This window comes from Methylocystis sp. H4A (assembly GCF_015709545.1).
GTDB lineage: Bacteria > Pseudomonadota > Alphaproteobacteria > Rhizobiales > Beijerinckiaceae > Methylocystis > Methylocystis silviterrae.
The window spans coordinates 1-21344 of record NZ_JADNQY010000020.1; the positions used below are offsets into that span (position 1 = coordinate 1).

Sequence of the window (21344 nt, forward strand, 5' to 3'; positions counted from 1 at the left end):
TGGCATAGCCCATGAAGGTCACGGAGGCGCCGTCGTCCTGCGTGCCGCGCGACCAGCGCAACACGCTGTTGAGGCGCCGCATATTGTCGCCGCGCTCCCAGGGTCCGTTGTAATATTGCGCTTCGACCGCGCCATAGGCGGAGCCGCCGGCGAAATCTCGGTACGGGGCGGCGGCGAGAGCCCTGGCGTAGCCGAAGCTGCCGCCGGTGAGCTGGAAGAAGCCTTTGTCGATCGTGTCTTTGTATTGCATGTAGATCGAACCCGCCGACGAGAAGTCGCCGTCTTGCGCGTCATACGGCCCTTTGCGGGCGAGGACGTAGGACAGGAGTTCGGGGATCAGGAAATTGCTGTCGGCGTAGCCCTGGGCATGGCCATGGGTGCGCATATTGAGCGGCATGCCGTCGAGATAGAGCGCCAGATCGGTGCCGTGGTCGAGATTGAAGCCGCGCAGGAAATACTGGTTCGCCTTGCCTTCGCCGCTGTGCTGGGTGACGACGAGTCCGGGCACGATCTCCAGCGCGTCGCCGGGACGCGCGAAGGGAAGCGCGTTGACCTCCTTGCCGGTGAAGAACTTCTCGCTTGAGGCGGTGATCGGCGGCGGCTTGGGGCCCGACGCCGACGGCGGTCGACTGACTGCGGCGACGACCGGCGAAACGCGCGGCGCTGGCAGAGCTGAATGGGTGCGCGCCGCCGATCCCGGCGGGGCCGCGTGAGAATGGACCGATGGAGAAGTCCGACGCCCGCCGACTTGGATTGTGGGAAGCGCGGTTTGCGCCAGAGCGGTGAACGAAGGCAGCGCCGCAAATACTGCAGTCAGAAAGCAGACCAAGGCTGGATAAATTGGCATTGCAAAGCTCGCAGCAGGCGTGGACCGTCACTGCGAAGGGCCACGCCTATTAGGCCGCGTAAAACGCCGCCATAGGCTTCACCCGCATCGATGCACCCCGCTCGACGCTATCGCGCGTGACCACGAATGACGGCAGGTCTCCTGGCTCGCGGGTCCTCGCTCAAAGGCCGCCTTCCCGGAACATTAGCTCCAGTGGCTTATCGGTCTTTGACTCGCCGCTCACAGTTGCGGGGGCAGCAGCGGCATTGCGCGACGATGCGCTCACCGCATTCCCTATTGATCCCTTGCGGGAACCGTCACTGACAGTAAGCATCGAACGCGATTTTTTCGTCAAGCCGATTAAATGGAACGCTGTCCCGCCTGCGTCATTTTTTCGGCTGTGATGCTGAAACATCACAGGTCGTTCTAAGGTTTCAATGATGGCTATTGGCGACGCGAGCCAAGCTGCGCTGAAATGCTAAGTGCATCGTCGACTTCGATTCCGAGATAGCGGCGCAAGCCACTGTTTATTCGCATAGCCGCATTGCGCGGAAGTCGAAGTGTCGAAGCCGGCCTTGACTTCTAAGGCCAGGGCGGCAGATTTGTCGTCCTATGGGGAAGCGATCTCCCCACGAGGCGACATGCCAAAGAATCGCGTCAGGCTTTTCGAGCCGAGGACGCTGCATGTCTCGTCAGCCCCCAGACTCCGCTGACCCGCCGGCATGGCGACGACACTTCTTGACGAAGCGCATTCTCGTCATTCAGGCGCCAGTCCGAGCTTGGAGACTGGCGCGTGCTCGCCCGCGCGGTGCCAGACGGCCTCATCGCCCCATAAACCAAGTCATCCGCTTAATGCGGCCTTCCGTGGAGGATTGCCAATGACACTCGCGCTCTCGCGCACATGCGCAATATCGACATGGCTTCTGCTCGCCTTATGCGTCGGCGCCTCGCCCACTCTCGCTCAAGCTCCCGCCGTATTGAAGGGGACCGCCTATATCACGTCCTGGTTCGGCGGCGTTGTCACTGCAATCGACCTCGCCTCGAGCTCGACAGAAAAAACGATCCCCGTCGGAATCCACAATCACAACGTGGCGCTGCGGCCCGACCAAAAGCAGGCCTGGGTCACGAACAACAACGCGGGAACCATCTCGATCATCGACTCAGGGTCGAACAGCGTCGCCAAGACTATCCAAACCGGAAAGGGGCCTCGACACACCTATTTCAGCCCTGACGGAAAGGAGGCGTTTGTGACGAACGAATTCGATGATCGGGTTGAGATTTTCGATGCAGAGACAGCGGAGTCCCGTGGCGTCGTCAAGGTCGGTTCGATGCCGCATTTCGCCCTTGTTTCGGGCGACAAGGTTTTCGTTACGAATTACGGCTCCGGCGACGCGACCGTATTCTCGCGATCGAAACGAAAGACGATCGCCAGGATCGCTATCGGCGCAGGCCCGCTTGGCGCCGGCGCGACCAAGGACGGCAAGCGCATCTATTTCGCGTGCCATTCCGCCAACCACGTCGCCGTGGTCGACGGCGAGACCTTAAAGCGCATCGCCGACATCCCCACCGGCGCTGGGCCCGTGCAGGTGACGGTGACGCCAAACCAGTCCTTCGCCTATGTCGCCAACGACGGCGCCGGCACAGTCCAGAAGATCGATCTCGCGACCAACCAGATCGTCAAGACGATTTCCATCGCGCCGGATGCCGGCAGTCACGGCGTCGGTTTCGCCGGGGAAGGGCGTTGGCTGCTCATCACCAACACGGGAGCCAATACGCTTTCGATCATCGACACGGCGACGGACGAAGTGGCCAAGACAATTACCGTTCCCAAGGCGCCCGAGGGCGTCGCCGTGAAGCGTTGAGTTGGCTTTCAGGCGGGTTGCTCAAGGCGACCGCGCAAACCCGGCGCGGTTCACTCTGTCGGAAAATGGGCCGTCTCGCAAAGGGTCAGTCGCGCGGGTGTCGGCCACGAAATCCGCTCTGGGCGAGGCCTTATTGACACTCGTGGGTAGGTTTGATGTAACCTCGCCGCATGGGGAAGCGATCTCCCCACGAGGCGACATGCCCAAGAATCGCGTCCGGTTTTTCACCAAGGGCGCAATATGTCGTCGATCAACTCGATCTCTCCTGAAAAGCTCGCCCGCCTGATTGGCGTCCCGCATTGTCCTGCGCTCATTGACGTGCGGACCGACGAGAATCACGAATCCGATCCACGCTTATTGCCATGCACGTTGCGCCGCCGCGCAGAATCCGTTTCGCATTGGGCTTCGGAGTCGTCGGTCGCCCGTCCATCGTCATCGATCAGTGTGGCGAGCAGGTCAGCGAAGGCGTCGCCGCGTGGCTGCGCTACGCAGGGGCGAAATCCGCCGATGTTCTAGCGGGCGGACACCTGGCTTGGGTCAAAGCAGGCGGCCCAGTCGTCCCCGCGGGGAAAGTGCCGCCGCGTGATGCACTCGGACGAACAATCTGGGTCACGCGCTCCCGCCCGAAAGTCGATCGCATCGCTTGTCCATGGCTTATTCGCCGGTTTGTCGATCCGAGCGCCGTTTTCCTGTTCGTCGCGCCGACGGAAGTGTCAGCGGTCGCGGAACGCTTCGGCGGCGCGGCTTTCGACATAGAGGGCGCGTTCTGGAGCCACAGAGGCGAACGCTGCACATTCGATACGATGCTCGAGGAATGGGGCCTAGCGATAGAGCCTCTGCAAAGGCTTGCCGTCATCGTTCGTGGAGCGGATACGGCGCGCCTTGACCTTGCTCCTGAAGCCGCGGGATTGCTCGCGGCGTCGCTCGGCCAATCCCGCATGTATGCGGATGATCTCGAACAGCTCGAAGCGGGGATTGAGCTTTACGACGCCTTTTATCGTTGGTGTCGTGACGCGACTGACGAGCCCCACAACTGGCCTGCAACCAAATCTGGAAAAACGGCGTGAATATTCACATGCAAACTACGACCCGCCTTCATGGCGTATCGCTCGCTGAAGCGTTTCGCGTCTGGGCGCGAGTAGCTCTACTGAGCTTCGGTGGGCCCGCCGGACAGATTGCGGTGATGCACCGGATCATAGTCGATGAAAAGAGATGGGTGCCGGAAAGCCGCTTCTTGCATGCCCTTAACTACTGCATGCTGTTGCCCGGCCCCGAGGCTCAGCAACTCGCCACCTATATCGGCTGGCTCATGCATCGCACCGTCGGCGGCCTCGTCGCTGGCGGGCTATTCATTCTCCCCGGCGTCATCTCGATCATGGCGCTCAGCATCATTTACGCGCTCTGGGGGAATGTCGGGATCGTGGGCGGATTGTTCTTCGGGTTGAAGGCCGCCGTTCTCGCCATCGTCATCGAAGCTGTAGTGCGGATCGGCAAGCGCGGGCTCAAATCTTCGGCGATGCGGCTTCTGGCCGCTGCCTCATTCGTCGGCATCTTTTTCTTCGCTGCGCCATTCCCGCTCATCATCCTCGCCGCGGCGTTGATCGGATATGTCGAAGCAACGCGGGGGAATCCCGCCTTCGCGGCAGTCGGACACGGGGCAACGCATGAGGACGGCGAAAGCCTCCTTGGCAATGAAACGCCCTCTCACGCGCTACCCTCTCTAAGACACACGCTGCATGTCGGCATGATCTGGTTGGCGGCCTGGCTAATCCCCGTCGCCGCGATCCTGTTTGTCGCCGGTCCCGACAACGTCTTCTCCCAGATTGCGGTTTTCTTCAGCAAAATGGCTGTCGTGACCTTCGGCGGAGCCTACGCGGTTCTCGCCTATGTCGCACAACGGGCGGTCGATACCTATCACTGGCTGACGCCTGCGGAGATGCTCAATGGACTTGGCATGGCGGAAACCACGCCAGGGCCTCTCATCATGGTCTTGCAGTTCGTGGGCTTCCTGGCAGCGTTCCGGTCGCCAGGTGAATTGCCGCCGTTTCTTGCCGGCGTGCTCGGCGGGATTCTTGCGACATGGGTCACCTTCGCGCCCTGCTTTCTTTGGATATTTCTCGGCGCGCCATACATCGAAAAAATCCGCGCCAACAAGGCGCTCTCCGGCGCAATGGCGGCGATCACCGCCGCCGTCGTCGGCGTCATCCTGAACCTCGCTATCTGGTTTGGGATCCACACCATCTTTCGCAGGACGGTCGCGGTGGATGACTATGGGCTGTCATTCGATGCGCCCGTGCTCGCAAGCATGGATTTCTGGAGTTTCGCCCTCTCGATCGCTGCGGCGATTGCGATCTTCCGGCTTCGTGTCGGCGTGCTCCACACCTTGGCAGGCTCCTGCCTGGCTGGAATAGGGCTGTTTCTCGTAGGGGCGATTTAGACATTTCGACGGAAAGGGAGAAAGCCATGAAAAAAAGACCCCTAGCCACTCTCTGCACAATCTGTCTGCTATTGCCCGCGTCCGTTGCTTTAGCTGAAACCGACTGGTCGCAGGTTGATGCCGCCATCGGCAAGAAGGCCGCCGTCGCTGGAAGCGTGCATAAATACGGTCTCCCGCGCAGCGATCTTCACGTTACCCTCGATGGCGTCACCATCAAGCCCGGTCTCGCCCTCGGCGGCTGGATTGCTTTCGAGCCATCAGGAGATGGGGCCATGATGATGGGCGACCTGGTCCTGACAGAAGCCGAGGTGAATCCCGTGATGCGGTCTCTACTCGCCAACGGCGTCCAGGTGACGGCCGTCCATAACCACCTCCTGCGTGCCAGCCCCGCGCCTTTCTATATGCACGTCGGCGCGCACGGCGATCCCGCGAAACTTGTCACGGTCGTTCGGGAGGCGCTCGCCGAAACAAAGACGCCGTTTGAGCCTTCTGCCGTTCCGGTTGGTGAACCTCCGAAGATCGACTTCGACACGGCACAGGTCGAAGAAGCCATCGGCGCCCATGGGAAAAACAACGGCGGCGTCTACCAATTCAGCATTCCGAAAGCCAAGGCCATCCAGGCTGGAGGCGCGACAGTCGCCCCCGCCATGGGCGTCGCGCACGCCGTCAACTTCCAACCCACGGGGGCGGGCAAGGCGGCAATTACGGGGGATATCGTCGCTACGGCCAAGGAGGTCGAGCCGCTGTTGAGAGCGCTTCAGTCCAACGGGATCGAGGTCACAGCACTACACAGCCATATGCTCGACGACGAACCTCGGCTGTTCTTCGTTCATTTCTGGGCGAATGCCGACGCCGTGAAATTGGCGCGTGGATTGCGCGCGGGACTAGATATCGTCCATTAGCGTCCAGGAGCTGACAGCCTATCTCCGTCGCGCTCAATGAACCGGAATGGCCAGAACGCGCTGCACCGGTCGGTCGCATAAGGCCGATTAAGGTTCGCTTGTGGCGCAATGGAGAACCCCTGATCCCACTGTCCTTTTTCAATCGGATGGCAAAAGATCTCAAGCGCGCCGCGATTTTTTGAGTTGGAGAAATCTCGATCGTCTTTCCTTTGACGATTGATCCGCAGGAAGCTCGCCGAGCGGATCGAGAGCCGCCACACTAGCCCCATCCTCGACGTTCCAGCGTCACAGCACCGCGCGCCATTCTCGGAAATGGCGCGCGCGTTTCGGCGTTAGCAACGATTTCGCAATCGTCGGCGAAGGGATCGAAACCGTGCTGTCGCTCAAAAGCGTCACGCCGCATCTGCCGATGGTCGCAGCGCTCTCGGTGATGCGTCTCGGGGCGTGGAAAACCCCGGCCGGGTTGCGAGGGCTGGCCATAGCCGCTGACAATGATCGCCGGACGAAACGCCGCGCGGAAACTTGCGGAACCGCCAAAGCGGAGGGTGAAGTCGCAACGTTTGTCTCGCGAGGAGAAGACGATCTGCAGCACATTGCGCCGGATGCCCTTGGAGGCCATGGCTCATGCGCGCCTGCGGTCCCCACATTGCCCAGGCGGTGAAGGGCAGCAGCGCATTAAGGATCACAAGCGGGACGGATCAGCCTGAGACTTGATCGGCAAGACGCTGAATCGGAGCGCGGCTTCGTTGCGCGGAAACGACCATATCTACAATGCGAGAAAGCAGCGTGTCGCCGCCAACCTTGCCTGCGCGCATCACGAAGCTACCAGTTTGATTAAGCGTGCCGCCGATGACCTTGTCGCCGGCGTTTTTGGTCGCCGGCATGGACTCCCCGGTCACCAAGGACTCGTCGACAGAACTGCGCCCTTCGAGAAGCACGCCGTCGACTGGGACCTTTTCGCCTGGACGCACGCGCAGGCGGTCGCCGACACGAACCTGGGCTAAGGAGACCTCCTCGTCCGAGCCATATTCCTTGACGCGCTTCGCCCTCACAGGCGCAAGATAGAGCAGCGCGCGAGTGGCGCCGTCGGTCTGCTCTCTGGCGCGCAGTTCGAGAACTTGTCCAAGCAGAACAAGGACCGTGATCACCGCCGCCGCCTCGAAATAGATCGGGACAGAGCCGTGGAGGTTGCGGAATGCCGGCGGGAAGAGCGACGGTGCCAATGTTGCGACGACGCTGTAAATCCAGGCGATGCCCGTTCCCATGGCGATGACGTGAACATAATCAGATTACGTGTCACGAGCGACTGCGCGCCTTGAACGAAAAACGGCCAGCCGGCCCAAATCACGACCGGGGTCACCAAAATGAACTGAAGCCAGTTCGACGCTTGCGGCGGGAGCAAGTGATGAAGATTTAAAAAATGACCACCCATCTCCAACGCGAACACGGGCACCGTCAAGGCTAGTCCTACCCAAAATCGTGGCCAAAATTGAGATGCCGCCGTTCTCGACCTAAGCAGAAGGCTAATGGCAAACCAGGCGCGCGTGGCCAATGGTCTGCAAATGGCGCTATGCTGACTCTCAAACACCAAACCTGTTTAGGCTTCGATCAAACACTCAGTCATCGGCGCCCCGATGGCGCAAGCAATGAGGAAGCGGCCAAACCGCGTTGAGCTGCGCACTCTAAAGCGTTGCCTAGAGATTTAGATCCGCGAGCGCGGCGGAAATGTTCGTGTCGCAACTGAAGCAGTGTCAGCCGATTTCCGTGCATCCTCACCAATTTGCATGAGCACAACCGCGCTGAGCGAACTATGATGTGTGAGCGGCTCACGAGCGGCGTGCAAATGAGAGGACGAGGGATCGTGACGCAGGTCGCAGTAAGTATGAAAACGATCGACCTCCGGAAGGCCGAACTGCGGCCAGTCGCGGGCGACGACATCAAGACGCTGCAGGCGTTACTTAATCTCTTCCTCACCGCTGGCGATGTCGGCGAGGATGGCAGTCCAATTCCGCGCCTGATTCTGGACGGGACAGCCGGCGCGAATACCAAGCAGGCGCTGCTCGCCTTCCAAACGGCGGCCCATCTCGTCACGGACGCCATCGTGGGCCAGCTGACTTGGAGGAAGCTCATCGAGCAGGACTTCTAAACGTGAGCGACCGATGAACGAGGGGAAACTCGACATGCCGGCGACGATCAAGTTAGGCGATACCGGAGATGACGTGAAGCGACTTCAACGAGTCTTCGCGCGCAACAAGGTCTTGGGACCAGATGACGTCGACGGAGTCTTCGGACCCCGCACGGAACAGGCCGTGAAGGACTTCCAGCAAGCGAACGGGTTGGCGGCGGACGGCGTCGTCGGGCCGATCACATGGAGCCACGTGCGCCCGTACCGCGAGGCGTCACCGACGCTTCAGCCCGGGTCCCTAGGGCCGATGGTGGCCATGCTGCAGGGCGTGCTCAAGATGGGCTTTGGTTACCTTGGCGCGATCGACGGCATTTTCGGCCCCACGACCGAGAACGTCGTCCGGCAATACCAGACTAACTCCGGGCTCCCCGTCACGGGCGTCATGGACGAGCGGACATGGATGGCTCCCGCGGGCGCCGCCGGAGCAACGCTCGAGAGCCTCTCTGGTCTTATCCTTTAATCGTGGCTCATGCCTGCCGAACTGGTGGCGCGGCCCGTATTGACCGCCGTCGTCATCTTTCAGCCGAGGCTCATAGATTTTTTATTCCCATTAGTATTGCGGGGGAGGCATCGTAATGTCTGGCAGCATCAGCCCTTGGCCAGTGGTCAAAGCCGGCTCCAGCGAACATCCCATCAAAACGCTGCAATATCTGCTGCGGGCGCGCGGACATAGCGCTGTCGTCGACGGTATGTTCGGTCCGAAGACCGAAGCCGCGGTGAAAGCTTTTCAAGCAAGCCAGGGGTTAACGGCGGATGGGATTGTCGGGCCTTTGACTTGGACGGCTCTTGTTGTGCAGGTCAAAAAAGGAAGCCAAGGCGACGCGGTTAGGGGGGTGCAGGAGGAATTTCAGTTCCGCAACCTGTCTGGCGATCCCAGCAAGGGACCGCAAGTCGATGGAATCTTCGGACCAGTGACAGATGCGGCGGTGCGTGGGTTTCAGCACGCGCTTTCGCTCGACATCCCCGCCGTGAAAGTGGACGGAATCGTCGGTCCGGTCACTTGGCAGGCTCTCGTGAGCAGCATGCTTTCCTTTTAGCGTCGGCTTCAGGTGGGAGGCTGAAGCTGATCAAAGCCATCCGGTGCTGAAGGTCGGCTCGATTGGCCTACCTGTCCGTCGTTTGCAGAGCCGTATGAGCGCAGTCGGTTTCAACACCGGCGGAGTCGACGGGCGCTTCGGCGCCAAGACTGAAGCCGCAGTCAAGAAGTTGCAGCAAGATTATCGCCTAAGCATGGACGGCATCGTTGGTCCGCAGACTTGGCAAGTCGTCGACGCCCTAGAGAATGAGGGTGGCGCAAGCTGATCTGATCACGATTTGGCAGCCATTTCGCGTCCTCCAACCCTCACTATCTACCCGGGGCGAGACGCGCCGCCAACCAGGGCAGCCGGGAATCCCCATTCCGTCTTCAATCACGAATTCGTCCACACGCCCTAGTCATGATCATGATCCCGGAGGTTATTACGCGCATGCGCCGGGTGAAGACATTTGCGCACGCGTCTGTGGTACCAGGCCCGTCGGGATGCGATGGTGTAAACGGCATGCGCCCGATGAAGACAATGGGGTGATTGCTCCCACCGCGGCTTTATCGAGCTTTCCGTATGCGCAGGCGCTCCGAGGCGAAGCACTGTCTGGGAACAGGTTGATTTGATAACTCCGGCGCTTATTGTGTTGTCTTCGCTAGGCTTTTACAGCCCTCTCCCAGGACTGAATGTTTGATGCTCAGCAAACGACCGCGCGACCTCATCCTGAGGGCATGGTTGAGCATGGCGACAGCCTTGGGGCTTAGCGGCTGTGCTCTCACGCCACCTGGCACGACGGAGGAGCAAGCCAAGCTGAGCGAAGTTTCCGAGCACTTCGAGCCGCCGATTGAGGCTCGGGAGTTGCCGGCTCTGCCCGCGGTTGCCAGCTGGCGCGACGTGCTGCACAGAGCGTTCCTAGCGAATGGGGAATTAGAATCGGCCTATTTCGAGTGGAAGGCGGCTTTGGCCCGGGTCGACCGGGATGCGACCTGGCCCAACACCAATTTGATGTTCGGTTACCGCTACATGTTTTCGCGTGATCAGATGAAGACATGGGACCGCATGACGCTCAGCGGCACCTTCATGCCGTCGACGACTCTGCAGTTGCCGATCAAAACGTGGACCGCTGGAAAAGTAGCGCTGGAGGCGGCCAGAGCGGCAAGCGAGAGATTTCGCACTGTCAAGTTCGAGCTTCAGCGTAAGGTTCTCATCGCTTATTTGGATTTGGCGCTGGCCAGGGAAAAAGTCCGCATCGAGCGCGACAACGTAAACCTTCTCAAGCTCTTGACGAGCTCGGCCGCCGCTCGGAGCCAGGCTGGGGCTCCCCTGCAAGACATGTTGAAGGCCCAGACCAACTGGGAGCTGGCGAAGAACAACCTGCTGAACCTGGAAGCCGAGGTCCGCTCGGCGCGCAGCAAGCTCAACGGTCTTCTTGCTCGCGACGCCGAGGCGCCGCTGGACCTTCCCCCGACTTTGCCCGCCGCGCGTCCCGTGATCGGTAAGGATGCTCGCATCATCGAGGTCGCCGTCGATCAAAACCCGGAATTGGCTGCTCTCGCGCGCCAAGTGGCCGGACGCAAGGATGCCATAGAACTCGCCTGGCTGGAATTTCTGCCGGATTTCGTGCCCTCCGGGAGCATTACCGGCAATATTGAAAGAACGGCCGAAATGTTTGTGATGGTGCCGACGAGGATCCCGGCGATTCTCGCGATGATCCGGGACACGGAGGCAATGGCGCGCTCGACCGAAGCAGTGCTGAGGCAAACCGAGAAGGACCGCGCTGCGAGCTTCGTCGCCAACCTTTACTTCATGCGCAACGCAGAGCGACAAACGAGTTTTTACCGGCGGCGGGTGGTCCCTGTTGTCGAGCAACTGATCAACAGTTCGCGGGAAGCCTACGCAGCGGGAAGCGTGCAGTTCGCGGATCTCATCGACAGCCAGCGGACTTATATTTCAGTCCGAGTCTTGGTCGCCGAAGCCAGGATCGAGCGAGAAAAGCGGCTAGCGGAACTCGAAGCTCTGGCGGGCGTGGACATAGAAACGCTTGGTCGGCCAGAGATGGCTCCGCCGGAGCCGCCGGAACAAGCCACTCTGCAATAGCCTGGACAGGCCGGAGCGGCGACACGGCTATAGCGGAGAATGGCATGTCGATGAAGCGGCGCGGATATCTCGGCAGACTGGCGCTAACGGCGCTGCTGATTTTAACCGTCTCTCCCAGTGTTGGCGATGAGCGAAAATCAACTCCAGACAAGACCATGTCCGGCAAGGAAATGCGGGGATCGAGCGCCTCTAAGACACGCGCCGCGCCGCCGTCAGGATTCGCCGAGGTCCGCATTGCGCCAGAAGTGCAACAACGGATCGGCGTGACCCTGGGGACCGTGCGGCGGACGCCGCTCATTATGACGATACGCACGGTCGGCATCGTGCGCCCCGACGAGACTAAGGTCCGCCATATTCACCTCAAAACGGAAGGCTGGGTCGAAAAACTGTTTATCTCCTTCACCGGCCAAAAAGTGAAAGCCGGCGACCCGATGCTCTCAATTTATAGCCCCGCTTTTTTCGCGGCGCAGCGGGAGTTCCTGATTGCTTTACAGTATTCGAGGTCAGCGCCCTCCCCAGGTCAGCAAAACGTGGTCGACACGACTCGGCAACGACTCGCGCTATGGGATGTGCCAAAGAGCACGATCGACGCGTTGGAAAAGACAGGCAAGCCGAGCAAATCGCTTATTTTGCGGAGCCCCATTTCGGGGGTCATCCTGGAAAAGAAGACGTTCGAAGGCCAATATGTGATGCCGCAGGCCGAATTGTATACGGTCGCCGACCTCTCGACGGTATGGGTGCAGGGGAGGGTTTTCGCGTATGAATTGCCGCATGTTGCTCTCGGAATGCCAGCGACGGTGACGTTTCCATCACTGGCGGCGCGATCCTTCGTCGGCAGAATTGTCTTCATCGATCCGGTGATCGACGAGCCGAGCAGGACGGTGCAGGTTCGCGTCGAGCTGCCCAATCCTGACGGCCTAATTAAGCCCGGCATGTTCGCTAATGTTTTGATCGCTCATGCAATGGGAAGCGGCTTGACCGTTCCGACATCCGCCGTCCTGCGCACCGGCGAGCGTGACATCGCCTTTCGTGCGGTCGCCCCCGACCGATTCGCGCCGGTCGAGGTAACAATCAGTCCCTTGCGGTTCGATGACCGCTTCCAGATTCTCGAGGGGCTTAAGGCCGGCGACGAGGTTGTGACCTCCGCCAACTTCCTCATCGACTCAGAAAGCCGGCTGCGCGCTGGCGGCGGCGACATGACGGGCATGCCCGGGATGGGCGTCGAGCAAAAAGAAAAGAAGGACGCCGCTCATCCGAAGACGACGCACTAGGTCGCCTCCGCGTTCTCCGCCTCTCGATCGAGGGTAGCCCATGATTGGCCGCATCATCGAATTCAGCGCCCGCAACGCGTTTCCCGTTATATCGCTGATCGTTGTCATCGTCGGCGCGGGCCTTTGGGCCGCATACAACACGCCCCTTGATGCGCTCCCCGACCTTTCCGACACGCAGGTGATCGTCGCCACGGACTGGGAGGATCGCAGCCCCAACATTATCGAAGACCAGATCACTTACCCAATTGTCACGCAGTTGCTCTCGACTTCCAAGGTCAAGGCGGTACGGGCGAGCAGCTTCTATGGCCAGTCTCTCGTTTACGTCATCTTTGAAGACGGCACGGACCTCTATTGGGCGCGAAGCCGGGTGCTGGAGTATCTCAGCGGCATGGCCGGGAAGCTGCCGCAGGGCGTGTCTCCGCAACTCGGGCCAGACGCCACCGGCGTCGGTTGGGGACTTGAATACGTCCTGATCGACAAGACGGGGAAACACTCGCTCTCCGAGCTTCGCAGCTTGCAGGATTGGCAGGTCAAATATCAGCTTCGCGCGGTGCCCGGTGTTGCGGAAGTAGCAAGCGTCGGCGGCTTCGTAAAGCAATATCAAGTCACGCTCGACCCCGATAAGCTGCTCGCCTACCAAATCCCGATCAACAAAGTAGTCGACCAGGTCCGCCGCTCCAATCAGGAAGTCGGCGGCCGCGTGCTGGAGTTCTCCGGCGCGGAATACATGGTGCGCGGGAAGGGCTACATTCAAAGCCCTACCGACATCGAGAAGGTCGCGGTCGGAGCGCGGCCCGACGGCACGCCGATTCTTGTGCGGGATGTCGGTTTCGTGCAGATCGGCCCCGACATTCGCCGCGGAACCGTGGACTACAACGGCATGGGCGACGCCGCCGCCGGCATCGTCGTCGTCCGATTCGGCGAGAGCGTTTATGACGTGTTGGCGCGCGTCAAGAAGACGATCGCCGAGAAGGTCGCGCCCGCCTTGCCGGAAGGCGTCGAACTCGTCGTCACCTATGACCGATCGACGCTCATCGACCATTCGGTGGCGACGTTGAGGGAGGCGCTCGTTGAAGAAAGCGTCCTCGTCGGCCTCGTGTGCATGGTCTTTCTGTTCCACGTCCGCAGCGGGCTCGTTGTGATCCTGACCTTCCCCTTGGCGATCCTGATGGCGCTGCTGGCGATGCGATGGTTCGGGCTCACCAGCAACATCATGAGCCTCGGCGGCATCGCCATCGCGATCGGCTCAATGGAGGACGCCGCCACCGTGATGGTCGAGAACGCCCACAAGCACATCGAATATGAGGAGAGAAAACCCGTCGAAGAGCGCCGTCCGCGCCTCGAGGTCCTGATCGAAGCCAGCAAGGAGGTGGGTCCGTCGCTGTTCTTCTCGCTCCTGATCATGACTTTGAGCCTGTTGCCGATATTCGCGCTTCAGGAGCAGGAGGGCCGGTTGTTCAAGCCGCTCGCCTATACCAATGTGTTCAGCATGTTCTCTGCGGCGATCTTGTCCATCGCCGTCACACCTTTCCTCTTGAGAGTCCTTATCCGGGGCAAAATTCCGGCCGAAGAGGCGAACCCGATCAATCGATTCTTTATCTGGATCCATCGGCCCATTATCAGGCTGTCGCTGAAATTTCGTTACGCGATGGTCGCCCTCGGCTTCCTCGCCATCGCTTCGGTTGTCCCGCTTTACATGAGCTTGGGCCGCGAGTTCATGCCGCCTCTATGGGAAGAAACGGCGCTCTTCATGCCCGTGACCCTGCCGGCGGCGTCGATCCAGACGATGCAGCGGGCCATCCGAGAGCAAGACGAAATCTTGATGACGTTTCCGGAAGTGACGAGCGTTTTCGCCAAAGCCGGACGGGCCGACACCGCCACAGACCCGGCGCCGCTTGAGATGGTCGAAACCATCATCAACCTCAAGCCCGAGGATGAGTGGCGCGCGGGGCTGACCCCCGAGAAGCTGATCGGAGAAATGAACCAGGCGCTGAAGGCGAAAATGCCGGGGTTCGTGAACAGTTGGACCATGCCCATCAAGGCCAGGATCGATATGCTTTCGACCGGCGTCAGGACGCCGATCGGCGTGAAGATTTTTGGGCCGGACCTTGCGCAAATCGAAAGCATCCTTTCGCAGGTCGAAACCGCCGTCGCCATGGTCCCGGGAACAAGAAACGTTTTCGCCGAACGCGTGGCGGAAGGTCGCTATCTCGACATCGACATCAACCGCGACGCTATCGCCCGCTACGGTCTGTCGGTGATGGACGTGCAGGAAGTGATCCAGGCGGCGGTGGGCGGCGCCAATCTCACGCAAACGATCGAGGGCCGCCAGCGCTTTCCCGTGAACGTCCGCTACGGGCGTGAACTGCGGGACGATCTAGCGAAGCTCAAGCGCGTGTTGATCGCGACGCCGACGGGGGCTCAGGTCCCTTTGGAGGAATTGGGCGAGCTTCGCTTCGTCGATGGTCCTGGGCTCATTAAGAGCGAAGCGGCGCAGCTTGTGGGCTACGCTTATGTCGACATCGCCGGCCGCGACACCGGGAGCTATATGGACGACGCTCGCAGGATCGTCGGCGAGATGGTGAAGCTCCCTGCGGGCTACAGACTTGAATGGAGCGGAGCCTACGAAGGAATGGAGCGGACGCGCGGCTTGCTCGTCTACTTCATTCCGATGACGCTCGCGGCCATCTTCCTGCTGCTTTATCTCAACAACCCGTCGCTCGTCAGAGTGTTGATGGTGGTGCTGGCGGTACCGGTCGCCGTGGCTGGCGCGTTCGTGGCGCTGTTGCTGATGGGTTACAATCTCAGCGTTGCGGTGTGGGTCGGAATTCTCGGGCTCGCAGGCGTCGACGCAGAGACCGGGATGGTGACGCTTCTCTATTTGGACGTCGCCTATGACCGCTGGAAGCGAGAAGGACGGATGACGAGTCTTTCGGACCTCGAAGGCGCGGTTACGGAAGCCACCGTCCAACGCGTGCGGCCCAAGATGATGACATTCTGGTCAGTGCTGCTGAGCCTTTCGCCCATCATGTTGGCCACTGGAGCCGGCGCCGACCTGATGAAGCGGATCGCCGCTCCGATGGCCGGCGGGATCGTCTTCAGTTTCCTCGTGGAGCTGCTGATCTATCCGGCCATCTATTTCCTCTGGAAGGAGTGGAGCGAGGTGCGGCGTCTCGATGCCTCAGGGCAGCAGAAATTGGTTTCGGATTCAAGCGGCAGACCTTCTGAGTCCCCTTGACGGTCGGCGTCCCGGCGACCTCAGGGGAGCGGCAGCGCGCGGCGTCTGCCCAGTAAACAGGCTTGTTGGCCAAGTCTACTGTGTTGGGCTCTAGCTAGGATTGGTCTTAGCGCATTTGCCGAGAGGGGATGAGGAGAGATGAGGATTTTCGGCCTTCTTGCAGGCATGGTCGCGGCGGGTATCGGGACCGCTCATGCAGACTGTAAGTCGGAAATCGAAAAGACGAAGAATGACTGGGCCGCTCTGCGTCTCGAACCGCAAAGCAAGCCGAGTTCCATTTCCAAAGGCGTTCGCGGCCATGAGCACATCTAAGCGGCCGTGACGTCGATGCGATACCATCTGCATCAACCGGAGGCGCTTTGCAACGCGGGCAACGATCATGAGTCGTTGCTGCACGTAAATGTCATTCGCGCTTTTCTCGATTTGCCGGAGTTTCAGCATCCGGGGAGCCATCTTTATCTCTATAAAGAGCGGAAGAGGTAGGGTGACCGTTGTCCCCGGGCGCGGTCCAATTCCTCGCTGCAGTCAATCCCTCTCGCCGACAATCAACTCATCACCAAGTTCGAAGCCGCCTTCGACGATTTCCGTATACCCGCCGCCATCCAGGCCGGTTCGCGCTGGAACCGGCATCGGCTTCCCCTTGCGTAGCGCCCAAATCGAGATGACGTCGGACTTGTCGCCGCTGACTTGCGCGACATTGCGGCTCCGTGAATAGCGCAGCGCCTCGTTCGGCGCGCGCAGCACATCGACACGCTCATCAATTACGATCCGCGCGGTCGCTGTCATTCCTGGTTCGAGCACGCCCTTGGCGTCTGGCGCGGAAAGGACGACCATATCTTGCGCCCTGCGAACCTCCGTTGCCTGTCCGTCAAACGAGCGGACCGGCACCGCGTCCACATTGATCGAAGCCCGATCGCCGATTTCAATTTTGTCAATATCGCCCGGGGCGGGCGCGACCTCGATTTGCGCGACAGCGTGATTCACGACGACGAAGAGTTCTGACTTTCCTGCTTTGACTGGCTGGCCCGTCCCGGCGCGTCGTGAAATCACGGTCCCATCCATTGGCGCGCGAACTTCCGTGCGCTTCAGATCATTTTCGGCCGCGTGCAGCGCCGCGTTGCGTTGTGTGGTCAGTTCTTCGCTCCACCTCGTTTTTGCTAACGTTCGCTCGTGGGCGCGCGTCGCCCTATCGATCCTGCTCCGTTGCGCCGTCGCGCGAGCCCGATCCAACGTCGATTTCGCGCGCGCGAGTTCCACTTTATCCTTGTCGAGTTGCAATTGGGCGGCCGAGAGTTCGTCTCGCCGACGTTCGACGGCAAGGCGGTAGCGCCGCTGATCGATCGTCCCGCAAAGCTGGCCTTTCGTAACTTTCGCGCCGACCTGGCAATCGCGAAACTGGACGGCGCCCGTCAAAGGCGCGAACACTTCGACCGTCAGTCGCGGACGAACGACGCCGGTCGCCGTGACGGCGCGGACCACGGAGCCTCGTTCGAGTGGGCGGGTCGTAAATCGCGCCGCCGTTTCCCGCGGCTGCGGCCAATAGAGCCAACTTGCAGCGAAGGTCGCCACAATGACGACCGCCGTTATCGACCCAATCCATCCTGTCGAGGGGATCGCCCCACGCTCTTCTTTTGCTGCGGCAGGCGCGAGCTTGACGAGTTCGAGCGCCAGCAATGGCACGGCGCCGGCGGCCAGCAAGACGAAGCCATCCTGGTAAGGAAGTTGTGACGTCGACAAGAAACGCGAGAGCGTGGCGTTGATGTGAGTCCACATCTGGATCGTGATGGACACGCTCACGACGAGGAGCAAATTGAGGTTCGACATAAGGTCCAGGCGCCAGATCGGCGTCGTCTGGCTGCGCGCGCCCAGCGAAATCAGCAGTTGCGCGAAGACCATCCCGCAGAAGGCGTAAGTGCGCGCGACCTCGAGGCCCCCGGATTGCAATCCCCATAAAAAGGCGAGGAAAGTTACGCCAGCGATGAGCGATCCGGTCAACAACATCGCCCAGAAAAATCGTGCATCCGCGAGCTGCTCTCCCCGCGCGCGCGGACGCTGGCTCATTAGTCCTGGATCGACGCGGTCCGCCGCGAGACATAGCGCCGGCGGCCCGTCGGTGACGAGATTGATCCAGAGCAGATGAATGGGCAGGAGGGGCGTCGGGAGACCGCTGACGATGCAAATCGTGATGAGCAGCAGTTCGCTGGCGTTGCAGCCGAGAAGGTATAGCAGGGTCTTGCGAATGTTCTCGTAGATGCCGCGGCCTTCCTCCACCGCGTCGACGATGGTCGCGAAATTGTCGTCGGTGACGATCATGTCGGACGCCTGCTTCGTCACTTCCGTGCCGATTCGGCCCATCGCTACCCCGATATCGGCACCCTTGATTGCCGGCGCGTCATTCACGCCATCGCCGGTCATGGCGACGACGGCGCCGTTCGCCTGCCAGGCCCTGACGATGCGCAATTTGTGCGCGGCGCTGACGCGCGCATAGACGGCGATTCTGGGGACGCGTTGCTGCAGAGCGTCATCGGTCAGCCGGTCGAGTTCGACGCCCGTCGCTACCTGACCTTCTTCAGCGAGCCCCAACTCCCTGCCAATGGCGATGGCGGTGCGCGGATGATCGCCGGTTATCATCACAACCCGGATGCCGGCGGCTTGGCATTTTGCGACGGCCTCTTTCGCCTCGGCCCTCGGGGGGTCGTATAAGCCGGCGAGTCCCACGAAAACCAGATCACGCTCGACGGTTTCCGGGGTAAGTTGATCGAGCGACAATCCATCGAAATCGCGATAAGCCGCGCCGAGCACGCGCAGCGCCTTGCCGGCCAGATTGGCGTTTTGCCGGGCGAGTCCTTCGCGATCCGTGTCGGTCAGCGCATGAACGCCGTCCTCGCGCCAAATGTGTGAGCATTTGGCCAGCAGCATCTCTGGGGCGCCGTTTGTGAGAACGCGCAGACGCCCATCGGGCAAGCGCCGAACGATCGAATGCAGCTTGCGGTCGGAATCAAAGGGGATTTCGTGAACCCTCGGATCGTCCCGGTCCAACGCGCTCCGGTCGGCGCCTGCTTTTTGACCCGCGGAGAGCAGCGCGCCTTCGGTCGGGTCGCCAATAACGCTCCACGCATTGTCTTTCGATCGCTCGAATTGAGCGTTGTTGCAACCGACAAGGATTTGCGCCATTTGGCGCAGCGCGCTGTCGCGACTGGGGTCGACGGCCGCGCCGCTCAATCGCACATCGCCTTCGGGACTGTAGCCCTCGCCGGAGACCTCGTAGGTCCGGTCGGCGACGACCATGGCGCGGACGGTCATCTGACCAACGGTCAAAGTTCCGGTCTTGTCGGTGCAGATGACATTGGTCGAGCCCAGCGTCTCTACGGACGCTAGCCGGCGCACGAGGGCGCGGCGTCGCGACATGCGCAGCACGCCGAGCGACAGAGCCGCCGTCGCCACGGCCGGCAGGCCTTCGGGTATCGCCGCGACGGCGAGGCTGACCGACGTCATGAACAGGTCGAGGATCGGCTCTTTGCGCAAGAAGCCGAGGCCGAAGAGTAATGTCACGGTTCCAAGCGTGGCCCATAGGAGCACGTGGCCGAACCGCTCGAGTTTCTGCTGAAGGGGCGTCTCCGCTTCAGCGCCCGCCTCGCTAATCAGCGAAGCGATGTGGCCCATTTCGGATCGCATCCCGGTGGCGACGACGACGGCGCGGCCGGAGCCAGTCGCGACGTTCGTTCCCATGAACACCATGTTGGTCCGGTCGCCGATGGCGAACTCCGGGTTGTCCATGGCCTCGATGCCCTTCCCGACGGGCTCGGACTCGCCCGTCAGGGCGGCCTCGACGCAAGTGAGCGACGCCGCGGACAGCAAGCGCGCATCGGCCGCGACGAGATCGCCGGACTCGAGTTCCAGCAGGTCGCCGGGAACCACGTCGGCGGAGGCACTGGTTATCACCGCGCCGTCACGCCAGACCTTCGCCCGCGGCGCGGTCATTTGCCTCAAGGCCGCAATCGATTTTTCTGCCCTGTATTCCTGATAAAAGCCCACAACTGCGTTCAGGAACACGATCGCGAGAATGACAAACGAATCTGTCGCCTCGCCGAGCGCGCCAGAGACGACGCTGGCGCCGATCAAGAGCCAGATGAGAATGCTCTTGAACTGGGCGAAAAAGATCGCCCAGGGGCTAACCGGCTTTGTCTCCGCGATCGCATTCGGCCCGATTACGGCGCGCCTGTTCTTCGCCTCCGCTGAGCTCAGGCCGTTCGCGGGCGCGCCGAGGCGCTGCAGCGCTTCATCGCCGGTCAAGCAATGCCAGGGCTTGTCAACCGATTCCATCTCACGCTGCCCGGTATTTGCCTCGCGCCTTCTGGGGCGTTTGTTCATGAGGTGCGCAAGGCGGCTCTAAGGCCGCCTCATTTGCGGCACCCACCATCGCCGATCTGCAAAGCCAAGGCGGGCGCGCCCCGCCATCGGGGCGTGCCCCAGCCGCCACGCGCGACGCTCAAGCCGCGAGGGCGTTTTGCCTGAATCGAGTTTGCCAGCATCGCGGCGTTGTCCGTTCGATGCGCTGCGGAACGCCGCAGAGCTTCCTTTTATCCGCTTGGCGAGGTCCCCGCCGCTTCGTCTGTTCGGCGTGCGGCTCGCGCGACGTTCATCTAATGCCAGACTGGCCGACTATGCGGCGCAGCGCCAAACCTCCAAGGGCATCGCCTAAGCAGTTTACCGAAACGCCTTGCCGATTTATATTGTCGGCTTGAATTGGAGAAAAAAATGCGCAAGCTGTTGGTGATTTTAGTCGGGTCTACTCTCTTCCTTTCGGCCCCCGCGATGGCACACGATCCGCAAACTCATGGAATGGTCCCTGGCGGGCACGGCAGGCACATGCATCGTGATTGGAGCACTCCTGGCCAGCACAGACATAACGTTTGCTGGCACCTTCATCACGGAAAATGGGTGTGGGTCTGTCGCTGACGCGGAGAGCGTCTCGCGCAATAATCACCGTCCCGCAAATTTAACGGGCGACCCGGATGCCAACGCCCGCCGATCTGGCGGGCGTCTCTTCGTGCGAGCGGCTGGACGTCACCGGCAAGCCCATACCCAATGGCCTTGATCCCACACCCAACAAGGACCGCGAACGTGTCCGCCTCCACCGTAACCATAGCGATCGCCGCTCCAATCCCTGTGCTGATGGCGGCCGTGCCCTCCATAGTCTGGCACATACCGGTCGTGGTGGAATGTTCCGGCTTGCGCCAATGACGCCCACAACGTTGCTGCAGCTAGAACTGCGCCAAGCTTGAAACTTTTGCGCATAGCGTCCTCCCTATTCTTTCTGATGGAGAACTATGGCGCTCGGGGCTAATTTGAAGGGCGCAGATGGTGGGTGGCGAGAATGCGCTCGGAATGGGTTGTCTCGCCGCGCGTGAATAAATTCGAGATCTGCGATGATGAAGCGAGCTTGATTGAGAAGATCGCAGCGGCATAGCGCATCGAGCGCGCCACCCGTCGCGCTTTTACGC

The 21344-nt window shown here is 61.0% G+C and carries 13 protein-coding genes, 2 pseudogenes and 1 riboswitch; of the genes and pseudogenes, 12 read left to right on the plus strand and 3 right to left on the minus strand.

Annotated elements, in window-relative coordinates; genetic code table 11:
• The coding region (locus IYW40_RS21705) for a TonB-dependent receptor plug domain-containing protein (protein ID WP_246720677.1) at positions 1-847 on the minus strand (847 nt) is incomplete at its 3' end.
• Positions 848-960: 113 nt separating this feature from the next.
• Positions 961-1160: riboswitch (cobalamin riboswitch) on the minus strand.
• A gap of 544 nt (positions 1161-1704) precedes the next feature.
• On the opposite strand from IYW40_RS21705, the gene IYW40_RS06030 reads away from it, so the two are divergent.
• The 5 genes and pseudogenes from IYW40_RS06030 to IYW40_RS06050 all read left to right on the plus strand — a co-directional run bounded on the left by IYW40_RS06030 (position 1705) and on the right by IYW40_RS06050 (position 6688).
• Positions 1705-2688 carry a YncE family protein gene (locus IYW40_RS06030; RefSeq protein WP_196399825.1) on the plus strand — a complete coding sequence of 328 codons (984 nt, stop codon included), beginning with the start codon at positions 1705-1707 and terminating at the stop codon, positions 2686-2688.
• Between the two features lie 240 nt (positions 2689-2928).
• Positions 2929-3755 (plus strand): annotated as a pseudogene (locus tag IYW40_RS06035) (sulfurtransferase/chromate resistance protein).
• A gap of 8 nt (positions 3756-3763) precedes the next feature.
• The gene (gene chrA / locus IYW40_RS06040; protein WP_196399826.1) at positions 3764-5125 is read left to right on the plus strand and encodes a chromate efflux transporter; all 1362 of its coding nucleotides are present in this window, start codon (positions 3764-3766) and stop codon (positions 5123-5125) included.
• A gap of 26 nt (positions 5126-5151) precedes the next feature.
• Positions 5152-6027, plus strand: coding sequence for a DUF1259 domain-containing protein (locus IYW40_RS06045; RefSeq protein WP_196399827.1), 876 nt, complete (start codon positions 5152-5154; stop codon positions 6025-6027).
• A gap of 373 nt (positions 6028-6400) precedes the next feature.
• Positions 6401-6688 carry a hypothetical protein gene (locus IYW40_RS06050; RefSeq protein WP_348644244.1) on the plus strand — a complete coding sequence of 96 codons (288 nt, stop codon included), beginning with the start codon at positions 6401-6403 and terminating at the stop codon, positions 6686-6688.
• On the opposite strand, the pseudogene IYW40_RS06055 reads toward IYW40_RS06050, so the two are convergent.
• A pseudogene (locus tag IYW40_RS06055) lies at positions 6639-7507 on the minus strand (HAD-IC family P-type ATPase); the annotation flags it as partial. The gene IYW40_RS06050 and the pseudogene IYW40_RS06055 overlap by 50 nt on opposite strands.
• 381 nt (positions 7508-7888) lie before the next feature.
• Here IYW40_RS06055 and IYW40_RS06060 point away from each other — a divergent pair.
• The 7 genes from IYW40_RS06060 (at position 7889) to IYW40_RS06090 (ending at position 15840) form a co-directional block, all read left to right on the plus strand.
• Entirely contained in the window at positions 7889-8173 is a 285-nt protein-coding gene (locus IYW40_RS06060; RefSeq protein WP_196399828.1) for a peptidoglycan-binding domain-containing protein, read from the plus strand.
• A gap of 13 nt (positions 8174-8186) precedes the next feature.
• On the plus strand, positions 8187-8672 hold the full coding sequence (locus IYW40_RS06065; RefSeq protein WP_196399829.1) for a peptidoglycan-binding protein: 486 nt from the start codon (positions 8187-8189) through the stop codon (positions 8670-8672).
• Between the two features lie 115 nt (positions 8673-8787).
• Positions 8788-9249, plus strand: a complete 462-nt coding sequence (locus IYW40_RS22055) for a peptidoglycan-binding protein (RefSeq protein ID WP_196399830.1) — start codon at positions 8788-8790, stop codon at positions 9247-9249.
• A gap of 43 nt (positions 9250-9292) precedes the next feature.
• Positions 9293-9514, plus strand: a complete 222-nt coding sequence (locus IYW40_RS06075; RefSeq protein WP_348644245.1) for a peptidoglycan-binding domain-containing protein — start codon at positions 9293-9295, stop codon at positions 9512-9514.
• A gap of 413 nt (positions 9515-9927) precedes the next feature.
• On the plus strand, positions 9928-11331 hold the full coding sequence (locus tag IYW40_RS06080; protein WP_196399958.1) for a TolC family protein: 1404 nt from the start codon (positions 9928-9930) through the stop codon (positions 11329-11331).
• A 44-nt stretch (positions 11332-11375) separates the two neighbouring features.
• A complete protein-coding gene (locus IYW40_RS06085) occupies positions 11376-12602 on the plus strand; it encodes an efflux RND transporter periplasmic adaptor subunit (protein ID WP_196399832.1) in 1227 nt (408 codons plus the stop codon).
• 40 nt (positions 12603-12642) lie between these two features.
• Positions 12643-15840, plus strand: a complete 3198-nt coding sequence (locus tag IYW40_RS06090) for a CusA/CzcA family heavy metal efflux RND transporter (RefSeq protein WP_196399833.1) — start codon at positions 12643-12645, stop codon at positions 15838-15840.
• A gap of 525 nt (positions 15841-16365) precedes the next feature.
• Here the strand turns inward: IYW40_RS06090 and IYW40_RS06095 are convergent.
• Positions 16366-20163, minus strand: coding sequence for an HAD-IC family P-type ATPase (locus tag IYW40_RS06095; protein WP_210327214.1), 3798 nt, complete (start codon positions 20161-20163; stop codon positions 16366-16368).
• Between the last annotated feature and the right edge of the window lie 1181 nt (positions 20164-21344).

Bases quoted from the DNA above. Each gene is read 5' to 3' on its own strand.
- IYW40_RS06030 (WP_196399825.1), top strand. From the start codon at position 1,705: ATGACACTCGCGCTCTCGCGCACATGCGCAATATCGACATGGCTTCTG.
- IYW40_RS06090 (WP_196399833.1), top strand. From the start codon at position 12,643: ATGATTGGCCGCATCATCGAATTCAGCGCCCGCAACGCGTTTCCCGTT.
- IYW40_RS06085 (WP_196399832.1), top strand. From the start codon at position 11,376: ATGTCGATGAAGCGGCGCGGATATCTCGGCAGACTGGCGCTAACGGCG.
- IYW40_RS06095 (WP_210327214.1), bottom strand. From the start codon at position 20,163: ATGGAATCGGTTGACAAGCCCTGGCATTGCTTGACCGGCGATGAAGCG.
- IYW40_RS06080 (WP_196399958.1), top strand. From the start codon at position 9,928: ATGCTCAGCAAACGACCGCGCGACCTCATCCTGAGGGCATGGTTGAGC.
- chrA (WP_196399826.1), top strand. From the start codon at position 3,764: ATGCAAACTACGACCCGCCTTCATGGCGTATCGCTCGCTGAAGCGTTT.
- IYW40_RS06045 (WP_196399827.1), top strand. From the start codon at position 5,152: ATGAAAAAAAGACCCCTAGCCACTCTCTGCACAATCTGTCTGCTATTG.
- IYW40_RS06065 (WP_196399829.1), top strand. From the start codon at position 8,187: ATGAACGAGGGGAAACTCGACATGCCGGCGACGATCAAGTTAGGCGAT.
- IYW40_RS22055 (WP_196399830.1), top strand. From the start codon at position 8,788: ATGTCTGGCAGCATCAGCCCTTGGCCAGTGGTCAAAGCCGGCTCCAGC.